Genomic DNA, 17,074 nt, shown 5'->3' with positions numbered 1-17,074 from the left:
ACTCCGCGTTCAGCCAGCATCTCCTGCAGCTCACGGTAACTGATGCCGTATTTGCAGTACCAGCGTACGGCCCACAGAATGATGTCACGCTGAAAATGCCGGCCTTTGAATGGGTTCATGTGCAGCTCCATCAGCAAAAGGGGATGATAAGTTTATCACCACCGACTATTTGCAACAGTGCCGTTAAAGCCTCTACTCGCTGACCATCAAAATCACCCAACGTCAGATAATGGAAAAAAATTTTGGATGACATTTTGAAACGTGTCCTCTGCTGTGAACGTCGAGAGATGCTACGCGAGAAAGGAGATGACCTACTTAGTATCCTGTTAAGTAGGTCTATCTGAAGAAGTAGACAACTTTAAAGTCTTTTTCATGTTAAAGGAGACAACTTTAATGTCTGTGTACACCTACCTTTGCTCAAATCAAAATGTTCTGACATACCAAAATGGAGTGTAAAATGACTCAAAACCAGGGTTCTGAGCCAGTACCGGCGAGCCGGACAGGGCAGCTCATCAGCGCCCGGGATATGGCCATGCAGAAATTCGAAGAAGGGATGCGGTTAATCTCGGAAGCGTCGGAACTGTGCGGTCTCTCTCTCTTCACCAGCAGAATTATGCAGCCCAACGCATTTGGTCTTCCGTCGTCACTGGATCGCACCATCGAGGAGGGGCGTAAGGAAATTGACCGTAAAACGTGGAAAAGGCTCTTTGAAGAAACAGGTATGGACCGGTACTGGAACCATAAGCAAAAAGAAGCCTTTAACGAATCCCTTCGTACGGATCCGCCCGTCGCTTCCCTGGAGATTGTTAAGGGAACATTACAGCATGCACTGGCTAACAGACGAGACACCCTTGCAGAAGGTTTCGTTGATGTTCTCAACAAGCTTGACCGAAGTTTCAAAAGCAATGCCAGGCAATATACAATGCCAAAAAAGCTTGTTCTTCGGGGGATTTTTCCTGGTGTGAACGTGCTGAGGTACAACGGTTTCTCGCAGGACAATCACTTTTGTTTACGCGACTTTGAGAATATTGTATGCATCTGTTCTGATACTCCAACACCTGCAACCGGCGGTGGGCTGAGTATGGTCGACAGGCTGACGGCCATGAGAAATACAGAATTCACAGGCGAGGTCAGTGATGAGAATGGCTGGCGGTGTCGCCTGTTTGAGAATGGAAACGTTCATATTTGCATCGACAGTATCTCGCTTCTGAATGCTCTGAACGATCTTATCAGCATATATTTTGCAAACCAGCTTCCGGCCGCAGGAAAAAAATGATGATTGAAAATGATAAAGAAAAAAGCCTGAACGATGCTACCCCGCCAGAGGTGCAGAATGACATCCGCAGCGAATCCACTGAAAAATCAAAGGAAATGGGTCGTTCAAGGTACTCATCTATCGCGATGATCGATTACTTCAATGCAATCGAACGTCTGTGCAAAGAGAAAGAAATTAACCCGGAAAATATCGATCTGAGCTTCAAAGTTCACTGGCTCAGAAACGCTGTTGGCGGCTCGTTTGCAAGGTCACAGGAGATGTTCGCGGAGTACCAGAAGTATGTTAAAGAGGTTCCTGAAGAGGCCCGTTACCTGGATATACCCGATGAGGTAAAGGTTGCACTCGGCGATATTATCTCGTACATCACCTGGCACTACCGTAGAAGCTATACCGCAATACAGAATGATAGTGTTAAAAAAGCTGAAGCACGTAGCATGCAGCTGGAGGAGGAGGTAACGCAGCTGTTACAGCGGCTTGAGCAAAGCGCTACCGATATGGATGAGCTGAAACTTGAGAATCAGGCACTACAGGGTCGATTAGAGATCCGGGACAGTACCGTCAAGGAGTTAGAAACAAGGCTGAATGTTGCCGAAGCAGAACTCGAAACCTGCCATCACCAGTTAGATAGCACACGGCATGAATTGAGCCTCGCACAGCAGTCAAATGACTCACTCTCCCAGCAACTGGCTGAACGTAAAACAGAGATCGCTGGTCACCTTGAATATCAAAAAAAGCTGAACGAAGAGATCAACACGCAGCGTTCTGATAACGCCGGTCTTTCCAGACAATGCGACCAGTTAAGTCAGACTGTGTCAGATACAAAGGCAGAGAGGGACAGGTTTGAACAGGAATTGATTGCTGCACAGAACCTTTGTACTGAGCTGAAAAGTGCACTGTCCGGGAAAGAGGGTGACCTGGTGGCGGTGAATGCCGAACTTACTGAACTCCATAAACTAAACGAGTCGCTGAGCGCCGACCTGAATAAAGTAACTTTGGTCAGCCAGGGCTATGAAGCGGAAGTGGCTGAACAAAGCAATGAACTCAAAACGCTCCAGGCCAAAGTAATGAAGCTGGAAGCTACCCTGGAGGCGGAGAAAACAATCTCAGAATCCCTGAAAGGCACCATTGATACATTAACTGGTGCAATGGCAGGGGGAGGTACTGGAAAGTCAAAACAGCCGCGTAGCAGAAAAACATCATGATAAATGAAGCCAGGTTGATACACTTCTCTGCATCCCCTGGCACATAAGAACTTCTGCGGACATTCAGCCCGTCCGCAGGAGTTTTCGTCCTTCAGTCAACAAATGCACTACCTTTTTTGAGTCTCCACTTTCCAGAGCAGAAAACACGTTACCGATTCTACCAACAGCTTGTATCTGAGTGATAACCCCAGTCTTGTAATCATCTAGGATCCCTGACAGGAAAGCGTTCAGTTTTGTCTGTTCGCTTAGCGAAAGCATGTAGGACATTTTTTCTCCATTTTAAGCAGGTGTGTCAGTTGAAAGAGGTTTGCGTGATTCTGGAAAATGAGGCAGCACCATAGTTTCAGATGCTGTGGTCGCATCCCAGTGCCACCATCCATAAGGCCCATATTCACGGTTGTAATAATCTTTTTTGAGTTGCTTTCGGGCCAGATAAGCAGGAGTGGCCATACCAAATACTTCCATCGGGAACGGCTTATCGCTTTTTGTGTCGAGCAGGTAGAAGTCAGGGAACACCTCACTAATACTCGCATCATAACGCATGGGCTTAACGTACTGCCGGTGCTCTGCATCCAGCTTTTCTGCAACAACCGCCTCATAGGAGGAGTCCAGAGGTATCCAGTTCTCGCTAACGTGCATCAGCACAATTTGATGAGCTCTTACAGAAGGGCCTCTGCCGGTTACCGCAGCTGGTGACGTCAACGCAAAGACAACTATTTTCGCCCCGGATTTCCATGCTGCGTACTCCGATGAAAATCGTTTCTTTACGCTATCCCAATGGACTTCTGAATTGAAAAAAATCAGCGGTAGCCCCCCAAAATTCCGCAGGGGTAAAAATTTAAGTGGCTTCTCATGCTTTTCAGCATCGTAGCGAGGTAAAACTGACAGGAGCATGAGACGTTTATCACTCATCGCCTGTGATGAAAGACGCTGAATTTGCGACTGAGCGACAGGTTGTTTCGGGTCAGGTACACCAATGAATAAATGGTCACCTATGCAGGCTCTGCCGGTACGAATTTGTTTAGCGGTTTCAAGCAGACGATACCGTACCAGTGAATCGTTACGTTTCCCTGCCATTTTCGGGTACCAGACATTCAGACCAGACTCTGTCCACAAAAGACTAAGCAAGCCCAGGAGGGTCATTGAGGCCTGACCTCCTTCTGGTCGCTGAACATGGGGCAGGGGAGGCACTTCTGATTTTTCAGGAGGATCTTTCTCTGTCATACCGATACCGAGCCTTACAGCCATATCACCTTCGGTTGTAATCCGGACCACACCACTCGCATATCCTTTCAGGCCGGTATGCCGGGCATCAAGGGAGAAGAATACACAGGAAGGATCATGCTCAATGCCCGTGTTAGCGGCTTTGACGAGAATAAAGGCATCACCGTTCGGTAAAGCACGAACATAAAGTCGCTTTTCTCCTTTTCCACGACATCCGCAGGTGATGACTGATTTTTGACCTGAGGTGTGGTGTGCCTTTTTAAGAGCCGACTGCCACCCTTTAGCAAACTCATCCTGCGTTTGAAAGTCAGGTGAATACCTTTTGACGTTTGGATCGTCGTCGTAAGCAATCATCACTGCGAATTTTTGGCTCATAGTAGTCTCCTAAACAGGAAGTTTAATATCCCAACCAGAGCAACACTTCCTGAGCGTCATACTGTTCCTTTACGCCCATGTCGCTAAAGAATTCTTCGAAATCTGTTTCGGGAACGCAATGCCTGGACAGTTCTTGTAATGCTCGTTCTTTAGATACCGTCTCACCTTCAGCTGATTCGAAATACGTCATGGTTGACCTCTGACATTATTACAACAATCTTAAGCATTTAAATTGATGAAGGAGCTCAGGTCAGCTGACTTCGTCGTAAAACTGCCGCAAGCGCTGGGAGGCTGCAAATTCAATTCGTGACTTCAGCAGTTTGGCGACGGCCGCAAAGACATCAACGACCACGGAGTTCCCAAACTGTCTGTAAGCCTGTGTATTGGACACAGGGATACGGAAAACACTTTCCCCGGGTTTATCGAAGCCCATTAGCCTGCTGCATTCACGTGGCGTTAGCATGCGTGGCCGACGGTCCATGTTGTATGTGTTATGGAAATCAGTTTCTCCCAGTTCATGAGACCAGCCCCGATCAATAAGAATTTCAGATCCGTCTTTCATATAGCGGCTTGAGAGGGTTCTGGTGACACTATTAACATTGGAAGGATCTACTAGTCCAAAACCAAAACCATTGCCTTTTGCCGCATGTTTCTTTGCATAGTTGTATAAGTACTCCCAGAGTTTAGGGGAGAGGATGTATTTACTATCTACGCTCGGATCCAGTAAATCTGAGAGAGAAGGGCGCTTGTCCGGATAAAAGTCTTTAATGTCTCTCAGAGTAAAACCGTCTTTCAGACGTAGGTCGCGGCGAAAACCAATAAGGACGATACGTTCACGGTGCTGGGGTCGGAAATGACGGCCATCGATGACTTTAGGATCATCCGCGCCCGTGCTTTCGCTGTTTGCGACGTCGTAGCCAAGCTCATCGAGCGTTTTCATGATGATGTTAAAGGTATTACCCTTATCGTGACTCTTCAGATTTTTTACGTTTTCCAGAACAAAAATTGCAGGTTGTTTTGCCCGGATGATCCTGGCCACATCAAAGAAGAGCGTACCCTGAGTGTCGCACTCGAAACCGTGTTTGCGACCCATAGAGTTCTTTTTACTGACACCGGCGATGCTGAATGGCTGGCATGGAAATCCCGCAAGAAGAACATCATGATCCGGGATAGAGGCATCGATAAATTTGTATGCCTCGTCATCAGTAACCTCGGGCCGGTTGCTAAGAGTGATGTCACGGATGTCTGAATTGAAGCGGTGCTCGTTCTCATCGCAATACCAGTTCGCCCGGTAAGTACGGCTGGAATAAGTATTCCATTCGCTCGTGAAAAGACATTTACCACCGATGGCATCAAATCCGCTTCGCAGTCCACCTATCCCTGCAAACAGATCGATAAAGCTAAAGTGCCTGTCCTCATAATCAGCAGGTCGTGAAGGTATTAAAGTCTGTAGATAGCGTCCATCTGCGATACTCAGCTCACAATGCTCAGGTATGCATGTAACCTGACGTTTAAGGGATGCACGGGACCAATTACTGCCATTTTCATCATTTAATACCTGAGCCAGATATTTCAGGTCATAAATGGTCGAAGCTGTTAACAAAGTTTTGTGGATCAGAGATGGTGTTTTATCCACATCATTCAGGTCTGTCTCAAGATCATGAGTGTAACGTTTCATCCAAACTCTCTCAGGAATAATATCTTTGAGATAGATTAACACGCTTAATTTGGATTATTTTTTGGTTCAGGTTCTAAATTTATTGTGATTATTCTGCCTTTAAGTTGCAAAAAGATTGGTTTTAAGCCCGCCCATGAAATAATGACTTGTTAAAATACTGCCTGTAAATAGGCTTGTGGATACATGTCTGTACTCAACAAATCAAGGTGAAATGATGTTTTTTTTAACAAAGTTACTTTTGCCCATCATGATTGTTGTATTCCCAGTGGCGTCCTGGGGGAACTCAACAACTTTTGAGGCAAAGGTGGTTAAGATTGTTGACGGTGACACCATAACTGCGTTGGATGCTCAAAACACAACCATCAAAATACGGATGTATGGTATAGACGCTCCTGAATCTAAACAGGCTTTTGGCCAAAAAGCAAAACAGGCCTTAACCACAGCTATAGCAACTAAAATCGTTACCGTGATAGACCATGGTACGGATATCTATGGCCGTATGTTAGGTACCATCTGGTTAGATGGATATGATATCAATGCCTCTATGGTGGACAGTGGATATGCGTGGGTTTATCGGTTCGAAGATAACGCCATTGTCCCTGGCTATATCAAATATGAATCCGCAGCACAAAAGGAGGCAAAAGGGTTATGGGCAGACACCAACCCTGTCCCACCATGGCAGTGGAGACAGGCAAACGAAAAGCCCAGAAAGGTGAAAGGGAAGAAATAACCATGATGAAAGAGCCTCATCCGTTACTTCAGTTGGTACTAAACGATTCCGGTCGTCTAACCATGCCTGTTTATTATAGAGATCAACAGTATTGCCCGACTTGCCTTACAAAGGTGTTGAAGAGTGAGGATGGAAGTTTGGCGCACCTCGGGGAAATAAATCAAAATACATGTAGACCTTCTATTTCAGTAGTTGTGACAAAAGCAATTATTGAAATGTTATGTGACGGGGAAAAAATATTTGTAAATCCAATACGATACCGAGGCCGGGTGCTGGCACCCTCAGTAATTTTTTCTCCCGACACTCACACTTTCAAACCGTTTATAAATACAGACTATCAGCCTGTGGGAGCAAACTGGAAAAGTGAAAAGGGATATAAACTCGGTCTGTTTTATCTCAAAGATCGAGCCAACTCTATCAATAAAGAGGAATTTGATTTCATTGCCGTTATAGACCCTAAGGCAATGCAGAAAGAATTTATTTCGGCCTGGTCTGAGGTTGATGAAAAAAATCCATTGGAAACGCTGAAGCAGATCTTACGATCTAAAAACAACTCTTCTTTATGGGTAAAATGGCCTGGCAAAATTGAGCATGCGCAAAAAGGAAATTGCAACGAAAATTACTGGTTCGATTATCAATCTGATAATCAGGAAGTGAACTGTACGGTCTCTGTTGTAGGTATCGAAGGTAACAGTTCCGGTGAGACAATTTATAGATTGCAAACTTTGCTAAAGCGTAAGCTCAATGAATATCAACTGGTTCGGTCTTTAGGGACTATTATGCTTCTTGATAATACCGGGAATATGATTCCATCAAACCATCCTTATTTTGAAGTCATCTCAAAAGCATGTATAAATGGAGTGCGTGACTTTGTTCGTCAAAACCCGTGGGTAGTCTGACGGTCAACTATAAAGCATAATATAATTAGTAATAACAAGGAACAGACATGAATGAAAACTCAGTAATCTTAATAAGTTTATTTTGGTTTTTTTTTGGATCGAGTGTTGTAGCTGGTTTTATGGATGCATCATTATATTGCTGGATTTTTGCAGCCATAAGCGCATTGTTTCTTCTTTCGGTGATACAAACACCAAAGGAGTTAACGGTATCTATTCTTCTTGCGGTACTTATGGCAAGCTCCGCAGGTGTTTTCATTCTGGCTTATAAAGTCAAAACGAATGTCGTTTCACCAATCTATCTCTTAAAAAAGCCTACTGCATACATGGCTGAAATAGATAACCGAAGGATTCATGGTTACTAAATATTTTGCAATTGCATCATTTGACGGTCCGGGTTTATTTACCCACAGCATCGACTAATTCAAGAGGTTACATATGATAGTTTCAGAAGCAATTTTTTATTCTTCTATTATTTCCTGGGTTCTTTATTGGTGGTTTATTGGAAATATTACTAAAAAGGTAGGGATGCTTGTTGTTCCACTCACGCTTACCTTCGGATGTTACATTTATGCAATTCATTTGGATGATTCCGAACAGCAAACCAATTTACGTTGGGAGCAGATCGGTTTTATTACCTTTATAATTGTGATAATGTGGGCAGGAAAGTTTGTGATGAAAAGACTATCTGAATGATGATCTAATCCACACTTTTCGATATCTTAGAAAAGTAACTTTGTGAGCAAACAGTCATATGACATGCAAAACGCTGATCTCAAAGACAGATGATGGATACACATTTAGCATTTCACCTTACGAAGACGGGTACCGCTTATCAGTCTCGCCTGAAAATCGTCACAATGGTACCCAAAGCTTTGACGGCTGGTTCCCACGTTTTTTTTCCGAACCACAGTATGCCAAATCATCTTTAACTAAGTTTCTCGGTGAGTCCTTAGTATGGGAAGAAGATTCAAGTAATGCTCTATGAGATTACTTATTATAAATTTTTCTATTAATCTCCATGGAGTGATATATGAATTTGGCCTATTTTTTATTTTTGTCTATAACTGTTATGCTTACGAGCTTTATTATTAAATCACTTGTCGTATTGGTAAAGTTCAAATTACTTCGTGATGAACGTCTCGAATATACCAGCAATAAAAATATTGATGAGATGTACGATTTAATGAATGCGAAGGAAGAAATCCTCATAAGGCATCATAAGCAGATGTTGGCATTGCATCTTTCACTATTAATATTCGTTCTATTTATTGCTTACATTTACTAAAAATAATTTTATTCAACATTTCAACAAAGGGTTTTCAATGGAAAGCTTCGAAACTGAACAAATGATTCAATATGCTTTCTACATAAATATCGTAATAACGACTGGTTTGGCATGGTTTTGCTTGCGGTCAGGATTGCATTACAATTTTTTCAGAAAAGCAGAGAGTGCCAGAACAAAAGGGCTGAGTAGTACCTCTACTGAACACGGTCCAGCAATTGTGAGAATAAAGAAGCTACAAGCATTAGTAGATTTTATTAGTAACTGTGCTTTTCTAATCCTTTCAATTGGCACAGCTTATATTTTGTATTTTTGGATCCACAGTTAACTCATACAAGGTAACTTCGGCAAATAACAACTTCTAATGCAGGACTTTAATAACTATAACGGATGCTACATGAAAAACGACAGTTTAATTACGCGGTATAAAATACTTAAAGGCGAACGCGATGAGTCTATCTTCACCATAATAATCGCGCTAGTAGTAAAGCTGGGGCTGGTAGCCCTGGCATTCTATCTGTTGCTTGGTTCCACGATTGATTGGTCAAGCTGGAAAACCTATGCCGCCATGTTGATCTTTGGAGCATTTCTCTAAAAGGATGACCACGGCAATACCAGGTCAGACAACAAGGTCGTTAGCATGATCGTTGGAAGCAACGGAAGCACCTTGAAAAAGGTCGGCAGCACTATAAAATCCATCAGCAATGCACACAAATAAACTACTGGTATCTTAAAATGAAAGTGAAAGAGTTGATCGCCATGCTGAACGAAAGAGACCCTGAGGCAATTGTTCTGATTTCCGGCTATGAAACGATCGGCGGCACGGAAGTCGCAGAAGCTGATTTGCTCATTGATATGCAGTCAATATGCTTAGAACAGGCTGATAATCTCACAGGAAACCGTAAAGTTGTTTCTTCCGGTGGTGAAGATTCAGTTTGGTTAGGCTGGAAAGATGATTACCGTACAAAGGTGTTTTTAGAAGATGCCCAAATTCCTGATCAAGATGAATGACGGTCAGCGTTGGCTTCAAAGGCAATCTATCAGTACGTGAAACGTAAATGTTAAAAAATAACCACATATGAATCAATAACTTATGTCAAAGCTAAGTAGAGATGTCCGGGGTGGGGCAAAGTTCAAATGTCCTTTGATAATATTGAATTCCTGGATAAAAATCGCATCTTAACCTCTTCGTTTGAGTACCTTGTTGGGTTGACCCCGTATTCGCTTTATTTGTAGTATTGGGCTGCTTTGAAGTGTTTCATGTTCAAACGCGACGTGTTCTGTAAGTTCTTCCTGACAACAGAGCCGACAATATATACACATCCGCTATGGAGAATCTGACAACCGCTATGCGTATTACGCCACCCTGAGTTTTTCCTTCCTCTGTCGTACTGAGCAAGCCTCAGCACGCACTCAATAACATCCCGTCTGCGGATGTGCTTTACCGTACGTAAAAATGTAGCCCTCCAGGGCTGACTGTATCTAAAAACTGAGAAATTACTATGTTGCTGTCCTCGACGCGTAAGGACTGGCTGGGTAACGTCCGTGGTGACGTTCTGGCCGGTATTGTTGTCGCGCTCGCACTCATTCCAGAAGCGATCGCCTTTTCCATTATCGCCGGTGTTGATCCCCAGGTGGGCCTCTACTCGGCGTTCTGTATTCCTCTCGTTATGGCCTTCTTTGGCGGACGTCCGGCGATGATTTCGTCCTCCACCGGTGCAATGGCTCTCCTGATGGTGACGCTGGTGAAAGATCATGGCTTACAGTATTTACTGGCTGCCTCCATACTGACCGGGGTATTCCAGCTGATAGCCGGATATCTGAAGCTTGGCGGGCTGATGCGTTTTGTTTCACGCTCAGTGGTCACGGGGTTTGTTAATGCACTGGCAATACTGATTTTTATGGCCCAGTTGCCTGAGCTGACCAATGTGACATGGCATGTTTATGCCATGACTGCGGCAGGGCTGGGGATCATCTATCTCTTCCCTTATATCAACAAAACCATTCCTTCACCGCTTGTGTGCATCGTGGTGCTGACTGGGATTGCCATGTGGCTGCATCTGGATGTGCGAACCGTCGGGGATATGGGGAAACTTCCCGACAGTCTGCCGGTCTTCCTGCTCCCGGACGTGCCTTTAAATCTTCAGACGCTGCTCATCATCCTGCCATATTCTGCGGGGCTTGCGGTGGTTGGCCTGCTTGAGTCGATGATGACCGCCACTATCGTGGATGACATGACCGACACGCCAAGCGACAAAAACAGGGAGTGCAAAGCTCAGGGCATCGCGAACATCTGCACATCCTTTATCGGAGGAATGGCAGGCTGCGCGATGATTGGGCAATCTGTTATCAACGTAAAATCCGGTGGACGCGGACGACTTTCAACCCTCACGGCGGGCGTGGTGCTGCTTTGCCTGATTGTGTTCCTGCGCAACTGGGTCTCCCAAATTCCGATGGCAGCGCTGGTCGCGGTGATGATTATGGTTTCCATCGGGACATTCTCCTGGCGCTCCATTGCCAACCTGCGGACACACCCCCTTTCAACCAGCGTGGTCATGCTTGCCACCGTCGCGGTTGTGGTGGCAACACATAATCTGGCCTTCGGTGTGCTGACCGGTGTACTGATTGCTTCGCTCAATTTTGCCACTAAAGTATCCCGGTTCATGCGTGTAACCTCAGTTCTGGAGGGGACGAGCCGGACGTATACCGTCACCGGCCAGGTATTCTTTGCATCAGCAGACCGCTTTACGAGCCACTTTGATTTCCGTGAAGCGATTGAGAATGTGGTGATAGACGTTTCACATGCCCATTTCTGGGACATCACGTCCGTCAGCGCCCTGGATAAGGTGGTCATTAAGTTCCGTAGAGAGGGCGCCGGGGTTGAAATACGTGGGATGAATGAAGCCACCCGCACCATCGTTGACCGGTTTGGTGTTCACGATAAACCTGAAGAAGTCGAAAAACTGATGGGCGGTCATTAACAGACTGGAGGGAAAACTATGAATAATACTGTTACAGCCTGTGTGGACGGTTCACTTTCAACGCGGTCAGTGTGTGAATATGCGGCGTGGGCAGCCCGCACTTTGCAATCACAGCTAGCACTGTTGCACGTTATCGAAAAAGACAGCACCCCGGTAGTGTCAGACCTGACCGGCACTCTCGGCATAGACAGTCAGCAATTGCTGACCGATGAGCTGGTAGAAATTGAAGGGCAACGTAATCGCCTGCTGATGGCCCAGGGGAAAGCAATACTGGAAAGTTGTGCTGAACTGCTTCAAAAACAGGGAAGCCCGGATGTGCTTTTGATGCAAAAACACGGTACACCGGATGAAGTTCTGGCAGAGCTGAGCGACCTTCGTCTCATGGTGCTGGGGCGTCGGGGTAGCCAGCATCCGGTAGGCTCTCATCTGGAAAGCGTTATTCGTCTGCAAAAGAAACCCCTACTGGTTGTTCCGGAGAACTACTCAGTGCCTTCCAGAGTCATGCTGGCTTATGATGGCAGTGAAGAAAGCAGGAGTAACCTGGAACGTCTGACGATGAGTCCCTTACTCAGGGGGCTGGAGTGCCACCTTGTCATGGTAAACGGTAAGAAGGAAGAGCTGCTGACCGCACAGCAAATTTTACGTGACGCGGATATAGAAAACAGCACAACACATCTTACCGGGCAATCAGTCGGGGACGCGCTTATTCGTTACGCCGAGGAAAATGCTGTCGATCTGATAGTGATGGGGGCCTACGGTCATTCCAGGTTGCGGCAGTTCTTTATCGGTAGTCATACCTCCGAAATGCTGCAAAAGACGCAACAACCGCTTCTTATCCTCCGTTAGCACTGATTATCTTAAATAAAAAAGGGCGAGTTCTCTCGCCCTTCGTCACAAGAACACGTTTAGTTCAGCCGGTTACCTTTTTCATCAACTACCTTCTCACCGTCCTCTTTCGTGAACGCGCTTTTCTGCGCATCGGGAAGAATATCCAGCACGACTTCAGAAGGGCGGCATAGCCGGGTACCCAGCGGCGTTACCACGATAGGGCGATTGATCAGAACAGGGTGCTGCAACATAAAATCGATTAACTGCTCGTCAGTAAAGCGGTCTTCCGCCAGCCCTAACGCTTCAAAAGGTTCGACATTCTTACGCAGCAGCGCTCGTACCGTGATCCCCATATCCGCAATGAGTTTTACCAGCTCAGCTCGTGATGGTGGGGTTTCAAGATAATGAATAACGGTCGGCTCTGTACCGCTGTTGCGGATCATTTCAAGGGTATTGCGTGACGTGCCGCAGGCCGGGTTGTGATAAATGGTAATGTTGCTCATATCAGTATCTCATTACAAAGTGAAAGACAGACGAAGCGCCAGTGCTGCAAGCGTGACAAACAGCACGGGGATTGTCATGACAATGCCCACCCGGAAGTAATATCCCCAGGTAATTTTGATATTTTTCTGCGACAGAACGTGCAGCCACAGTAACGTTGCCAGACTGCCGATAGGGGTAATTTTTGGCCCCAGGTCGCTGCCGATGACGTTGGCGTAAATCATCGCTTCTTTGATAACACCGGTCGCTGTGCTGCCATCAATCGACAGCGCCCCGACCAGCACGGTCGGCATATTGTTCATCACTGATGACAGGAAGGCCGTCAGGAAGCCCGTACCCAGCGTTGCCGCCCACAATCCCTGCTCTGCCAGCTGATTCAGCAAGGAAGAGAGATAGTGGGTCAGACCGGCATTTCGTAAGCCGTAGACCACCAGGTACATCCCCAGCGAGAAGATAACGATTTGCCAGGGCGCACCACGCAGCACCTTACCGGTGTTAATGGCATGCCCTTTTTTCGCAACAGCAAACAGAAGCAATGCACCAGCGGCTGCGACCAAACTGACCGGTACGCCCAGCGGCTCCAGTCCGAAGAATCCCACCAGAAGCAACACCAGAACCAGCCAGCCGGTTTTAAAGGTATTCACATCACGTATAGCGTCTTTCGGTTCTTTCAACAGAGAAACGTCGTAAACGGCGGGAATGTCCTTACGGAAAAACAGATGCAGCATCACCAGCGTAGCCGCAATCGCGGCCAGGTTAACCGGGACCATCACGGCGGCATATTCTGAGAAACCAAGCTTAAAGAAATCCGCCGAGACGATATTCACCAGGTTTGAGACAATCAGTGGCAGGCTTGCCGTGTCAGCGATAAACCCTGCGGCCATGATAAACGCTAAGGTTGCTCCCCGGCTGAATCCCAGCGCCAGCAGCATCGCGATAACGATAGGTGTCAGGATCAGTGCCGCACCGTCGTTGGCAAACAGTGCCGCAACCATCGCACCAAGCAGGACGATCCAGGTGAAGAGCAGCCGCCCCCGGCCATTCCCCCAACGGGCAACGTGCAGCGCGGCCCATTCAAAGAAGCCGGATTCGTCGAGCAGAAGACTGATGATGATCACGGCGATAAAGGTGGCGGTCGCATTCCACACTATCTGCCAGACCACCGGAATATCCCCCAGATGAACGACGCCAGTCAGCAATGCCAGAATTGCGCCCAGTGAGGCACTCCAGCCAATCCCCAGCCCTCTGGGTTGCCAGATAACCAGGACGAGCGTGAATAAAAAGATAGCACCAGCCAGTAACATCAGAAACTCCATTCACATTTGTTTATTCGGATATATATATCGCCATCAGCAGGAGACAGATGCCACGCTACTGAGCTTGTTGCGTATGTTTTCTCGTTCACAGTTCCAGGCTGTATCAATAATACCCGCAGCCCATGCTGGCATGTGTGGCGACAGTCGGTAATGCACCCATTTTCCTTCGCGACGGTCGATGACCAGCTCGGCTTCACGTAAAAGGGCCATATGGCGAGAAATTTTTGGCTGAGACTCTGCGGTTGCCGCACAGATGTCACAGACGCACATTTCACCGGACTCCCTGAGAAGCATCACGATAGTTGAACGGGTCTCGTCGGCGAGCAGTTTAAAAAGCTGAACAGGCTGTAGCATGCTTAACCTCGTAAAAAAATAACAATACATATGGTATTTCATATGTGATAACTTTTAAAGCATAGCTTATGAAATGGAGATTTTTTATGACCGACTTACCAGCAATCGAACCGGCTTATTTTGATGATGCGCTTGCCAGCAAACTTACGGGCAACAACGAAACCATGCCGCGAATTCTCATCCTGTACGGTTCAGTACGAGAGCGGTCCTACAGTCGTTTTGCAGCGGAAGAGGCCGGGCGGTTGCTGGCAAAGATGGGGGCTGAGGTGAAAATATTTAACCCATCCGGTCTGCCGTTACCCGATGATGCGCCCGAAAGTCACCCCAAAGTGCTTGAACTCCGCGAGCTGGTCAGGTGGTGTGACGGAATGGTCTGGAGTTCTCCGGAAAGACATGGCGCCATGAGCTCGGTGATGAAGGCCCAGATTGACTGGATACCCCTGAGTGAAGGTGCTGTTCGTCCTTCCCAGGGTAAAACGCTGGCCGTCATGCAGGTTTGTGGTGGTTCACAGTCGTTTAACACGGTCAATCAGATGCGGATACTTGGCCGCTGGATGCGGATGTTCACCATCCCCAATCAGTCGTCAGTGCCAAAGGCATGGCAGGAATTTGATGATGAAGGGCGCATGAAACCCTCACCCTGGTATGACAGGATTGTCGACGTTACCGAAGAGTTGTTCAAAATGACGTTACTCCTGAAAGGGCACACAGCCTACCTGTCCGACCGCTACAGCGAAAGGAAAGAGAGTCATCAGGAGCTCGCGGCACGGGTCAATCAGGCCAAAATCTGACAGCCAGGCATGCCCGGATGGATTACCGGGCTTTAAATCGGTTTCTTCCCAAATATCTCTTCAGAGCGTGACTGAAGTTTCACCAGGGCATTGAACATATCGTCCTGATCCAGGGAACGCTGGGATTTCTTCGTCGTGGGAGCTTTACGCCTGCGAGAAGGGCCGTCTCCGGATGGTACGGATTGCGACCGGTTATTATCCCGCTCGGCCTGGACCAGCTGCGCCATTTCCAGGGCCCGCCCCAGACGTTTGTTATCCACAATGGCCCCCTGATCGATTTCAGAAAGCTTGTCATAGGTGGAGTAGGGAAGTGATACGCCATTAAGCCGGAGCTCTTTATGTCCATCCGGGTAATGCCAGACATCGATGTATTTACCAATCGCCCGACGACTGAATTCGCTGTCTTCAATCAGATAAAGGACTTTGTCGTATTGCACTGTGAGTGATTTCGACACTTTACGAGCTTCACGCCAGTTAAATACCATATCAAGATCGTCATCGACATCCAGTTCCCGATGAACATCAAACGCCTGGCGAGGCGCTTTTGCGAAACGACGGTTGTAATCGTTCATGAACTCTTCGGCAAATGCGTTCGCAGCTTCCATGGAACTGATGCCCTGGAGCCTGAGCTCCTTGACCAGTCGGTCCTGAAGCGTCAGGTGCGCCCGTTCAACGCGGCCTTTGGCAGCACTGGTTTCTGCACAAATGGTCTGAATGTTCAGTTCATGCATCGCACGGCCAAACTGGGTATCGCCGTCGCCGCCGGTTGCATTTTTATTGTTGATCCTGAATACGCTGGCTTTGTCGCTGTACAGCGCAAGCGGTTTGCCATGTTTTTCAATATAGCCCCGGGTCGCTTCAAAATAGGTGAAAGTAGACTCAGATTTCACGAAAAGAAGCTGCATTAAACGACTGGTTGCGTCATCAACGTAAACCAGTGCCGTACACTTAGGTCCCCGATTTTCAAACCAGTGGTGGTCGCAGCCGTCGATTTGTATGAGTTCACCGGCACAGGCACGGCGGTAACGAGGTTGCTGAATTTTTGGCGCACGTTGCTTACGTGGGACCCACAGACTGGCCTGAGTCATCAGCTTACGGACGGTTTCTTTGGAAAGATGAACACCGTGCACCTCAGACAGTTTTTCACAGGCCAGCGTCGGACCGAAATCGTTATAGCGTTCGCGAATAATGTTCAGCGCGTATGCGGCCAGTCCCTGAGGCAACTGGTTGTTACTGGATTTACCACGACGGCGGCTGGTCATGCCAATCGGACCATCTTCACGATAACGCGCAAGCAGACGACGGCACTGACGGTCGGAGATACCAAGCCGCTGAGCTGCCATTTGTGTTGTCAGACGCCGGTCGATGACATCCTGAATGATTTTGAGTCGGTTAACTTCATCCAATGTGAAAAACTCCGCTGCGAGAGCCGTCATGGTAATCCTTACTTGATTATACACGCCGGACATCTTAACTTAGCCATTATCGGACATTACAACTTTGCTACTACAACTTATGTCAAAGCAAGTTTAAAATGTCACCTCTTTGTGCAAGATAGAAAGGGCACTTTCAGCCTATGTAATCATATTAATGTGACTGCTGCGTTATCCCACTCAACCAATTAATAAAGCAAAAGT

At 47.0% G+C, this 17,074-nt stretch carries 18 protein-coding genes and 1 pseudogene; 11 read left to right on the top strand and 8 right to left on the bottom strand.

The window, feature by feature from the left end:
• A pseudogene (locus tag ACMWKK_RS24710) lies at window positions 1-119 on the bottom strand (IS6 family transposase); the annotation flags it as partial.
• 338 nt (window positions 120-457) lie between these two features.
• Here ACMWKK_RS24710 and ACMWKK_RS24705 point away from each other — a divergent pair.
• Together ACMWKK_RS24705 and ACMWKK_RS24700 are read left to right on the top strand one after the other, a co-directional pair.
• Window positions 458-1,276, top strand: a complete 819-nt coding sequence (locus ACMWKK_RS24705; protein ID WP_000193209.1) for a DUF4942 domain-containing protein — start codon at window positions 458-460, stop codon at window positions 1,274-1,276.
• Window positions 1,273-2,478, top strand: coding sequence for a hypothetical protein (locus ACMWKK_RS24700; protein ID WP_001572381.1), 1,206 nt, complete (start codon window positions 1,273-1,275; stop codon window positions 2,476-2,478). Before ACMWKK_RS24705 ends, ACMWKK_RS24700 begins: the two co-directional genes overlap by 4 nt.
• 279 nt (window positions 2,479-2,757) lie before the next feature.
• Here the strand turns inward: ACMWKK_RS24700 and ACMWKK_RS24695 are convergent, their stop codons facing one another.
• Genes ACMWKK_RS24695 through ACMWKK_RS24685 form a run of 3 tightly spaced genes read right to left on the bottom strand, consistent with a single transcriptional unit; the run spans window position 2,758 to window position 5,755 of the window.
• Complete coding sequence (locus tag ACMWKK_RS24695) at window positions 2,758-4,077, bottom strand: DUF1173 family protein (protein ID WP_000078514.1); 1,320 nt, start codon at window positions 4,075-4,077, stop codon at window positions 2,758-2,760.
• 22 nt (window positions 4,078-4,099) lie between these two features.
• Window positions 4,100-4,267, bottom strand: coding sequence for a hypothetical protein (locus ACMWKK_RS24690; protein ID WP_000220758.1), 168 nt, complete (start codon window positions 4,265-4,267; stop codon window positions 4,100-4,102).
• 60 nt (window positions 4,268-4,327) lie between these two features.
• Window positions 4,328-5,755, bottom strand: coding sequence for a DNA cytosine methyltransferase (locus tag ACMWKK_RS24685; RefSeq protein WP_000833382.1), 1,428 nt, complete (start codon window positions 5,753-5,755; stop codon window positions 4,328-4,330).
• Between the two features lie 214 nt (window positions 5,756-5,969).
• On the opposite strand from ACMWKK_RS24685, the gene ACMWKK_RS24680 reads away from it, so the two are divergent.
• The 8 genes from ACMWKK_RS24680 to ACMWKK_RS24645 all read left to right on the top strand — a co-directional run bounded on the left by ACMWKK_RS24680 (window position 5,970) and on the right by ACMWKK_RS24645 (window position 12,493).
• A complete protein-coding gene (locus ACMWKK_RS24680) occupies window positions 5,970-6,485 on the top strand; it encodes a thermonuclease family protein (protein ID WP_031942328.1) in 516 nt (171 codons plus the stop codon).
• Between the two features lie 2 nt (window positions 6,486-6,487).
• Window positions 6,488-7,384, top strand: a complete 897-nt coding sequence (locus ACMWKK_RS24675) for a hypothetical protein (RefSeq protein WP_000975181.1) — start codon at window positions 6,488-6,490, stop codon at window positions 7,382-7,384.
• Between the two features lie 47 nt (window positions 7,385-7,431).
• A complete protein-coding gene (locus ACMWKK_RS24670) occupies window positions 7,432-7,746 on the top strand; it encodes a hypothetical protein (RefSeq protein ID WP_001005009.1) in 315 nt (104 codons plus the stop codon).
• Between the two features lie 73 nt (window positions 7,747-7,819).
• Window positions 7,820-8,077, top strand: a complete 258-nt coding sequence (locus tag ACMWKK_RS24665) for a hypothetical protein (RefSeq protein WP_000637193.1) — start codon at window positions 7,820-7,822, stop codon at window positions 8,075-8,077.
• A gap of 986 nt (window positions 8,078-9,063) precedes the next feature.
• Window positions 9,064-9,261 carry a hypothetical protein gene (locus ACMWKK_RS24660; protein ID WP_001371914.1) on the top strand — a complete coding sequence of 66 codons (198 nt, stop codon included), beginning with the start codon at window positions 9,064-9,066 and terminating at the stop codon, window positions 9,259-9,261.
• A 140-nt stretch (window positions 9,262-9,401) separates the two neighbouring features.
• Complete coding sequence (locus ACMWKK_RS24655; RefSeq protein ID WP_000864986.1) at window positions 9,402-9,677, top strand: hypothetical protein; 276 nt, start codon at window positions 9,402-9,404, stop codon at window positions 9,675-9,677.
• A 491-nt stretch (window positions 9,678-10,168) separates the two neighbouring features.
• Window positions 10,169-11,647 carry a SulP family inorganic anion transporter gene (locus ACMWKK_RS24650; RefSeq protein ID WP_000927306.1) on the top strand — a complete coding sequence of 493 codons (1,479 nt, stop codon included), beginning with the start codon at window positions 10,169-10,171 and terminating at the stop codon, window positions 11,645-11,647.
• Between the two features lie 18 nt (window positions 11,648-11,665).
• Window positions 11,666-12,493 (top strand): universal stress protein, encoded by an 828-nt coding sequence (locus tag ACMWKK_RS24645; RefSeq protein ID WP_001066652.1) that lies wholly within the window; start codon window positions 11,666-11,668, stop codon window positions 12,491-12,493.
• Between the two features lie 59 nt (window positions 12,494-12,552).
• On the opposite strand, the gene arsC is transcribed toward ACMWKK_RS24645, so the two are convergent.
• Genes arsC through ACMWKK_RS24630 form a run of 3 tightly spaced genes read right to left on the bottom strand, consistent with a single transcriptional unit; the run spans window position 12,553 to window position 14,646 of the window.
• Complete coding sequence (arsC, locus tag ACMWKK_RS24640) at window positions 12,553-12,978, bottom strand: glutaredoxin-dependent arsenate reductase (RefSeq protein ID WP_000065802.1); 426 nt, start codon at window positions 12,976-12,978, stop codon at window positions 12,553-12,555.
• A gap of 12 nt (window positions 12,979-12,990) precedes the next feature.
• The gene (locus tag ACMWKK_RS24635; protein WP_000922628.1) at window positions 12,991-14,280 is read right to left on the bottom strand and encodes an arsenic transporter; all 1,290 of its coding nucleotides are present in this window, start codon (window positions 14,278-14,280) and stop codon (window positions 12,991-12,993) included.
• 45 nt (window positions 14,281-14,325) lie between these two features.
• On the bottom strand, window positions 14,326-14,646 hold the full coding sequence (locus ACMWKK_RS24630) for a transcriptional regulator (protein ID WP_000941305.1): 321 nt from the start codon (window positions 14,644-14,646) through the stop codon (window positions 14,326-14,328).
• Window positions 14,647-14,732: 86 nt separating this feature from the next.
• Between ACMWKK_RS24630 and arsH the strand changes: the two genes are divergently transcribed.
• Window positions 14,733-15,437 carry an arsenical resistance protein ArsH gene (gene arsH, locus ACMWKK_RS24625; protein WP_000130816.1) on the top strand — a complete coding sequence of 235 codons (705 nt, stop codon included), beginning with the start codon at window positions 14,733-14,735 and terminating at the stop codon, window positions 15,435-15,437.
• Window positions 15,438-15,469: 32 nt separating this feature from the next.
• On the opposite strand, the gene ACMWKK_RS24620 is transcribed toward arsH, so the two are convergent.
• Entirely contained in the window at window positions 15,470-16,873 is a 1,404-nt protein-coding gene (locus ACMWKK_RS24620) for an ISNCY family transposase (RefSeq protein ID WP_000125668.1), read from the bottom strand.
• Window positions 16,874-17,074 lie beyond the last annotated feature (201 nt).

It is taken from the genome of Enterobacter sp. 01-M-03-SI-ECC, from assembly GCF_047530215.1.
In the GTDB taxonomy this organism is placed as follows: domain Bacteria; phylum Pseudomonadota; class Gammaproteobacteria; order Enterobacterales; family Enterobacteriaceae; genus Enterobacter; species Enterobacter chengduensis.
The sequence above is the reverse complement of the archived record's forward strand: the minus strand, read 5'-3'. Positions and strand labels throughout refer to the sequence as shown.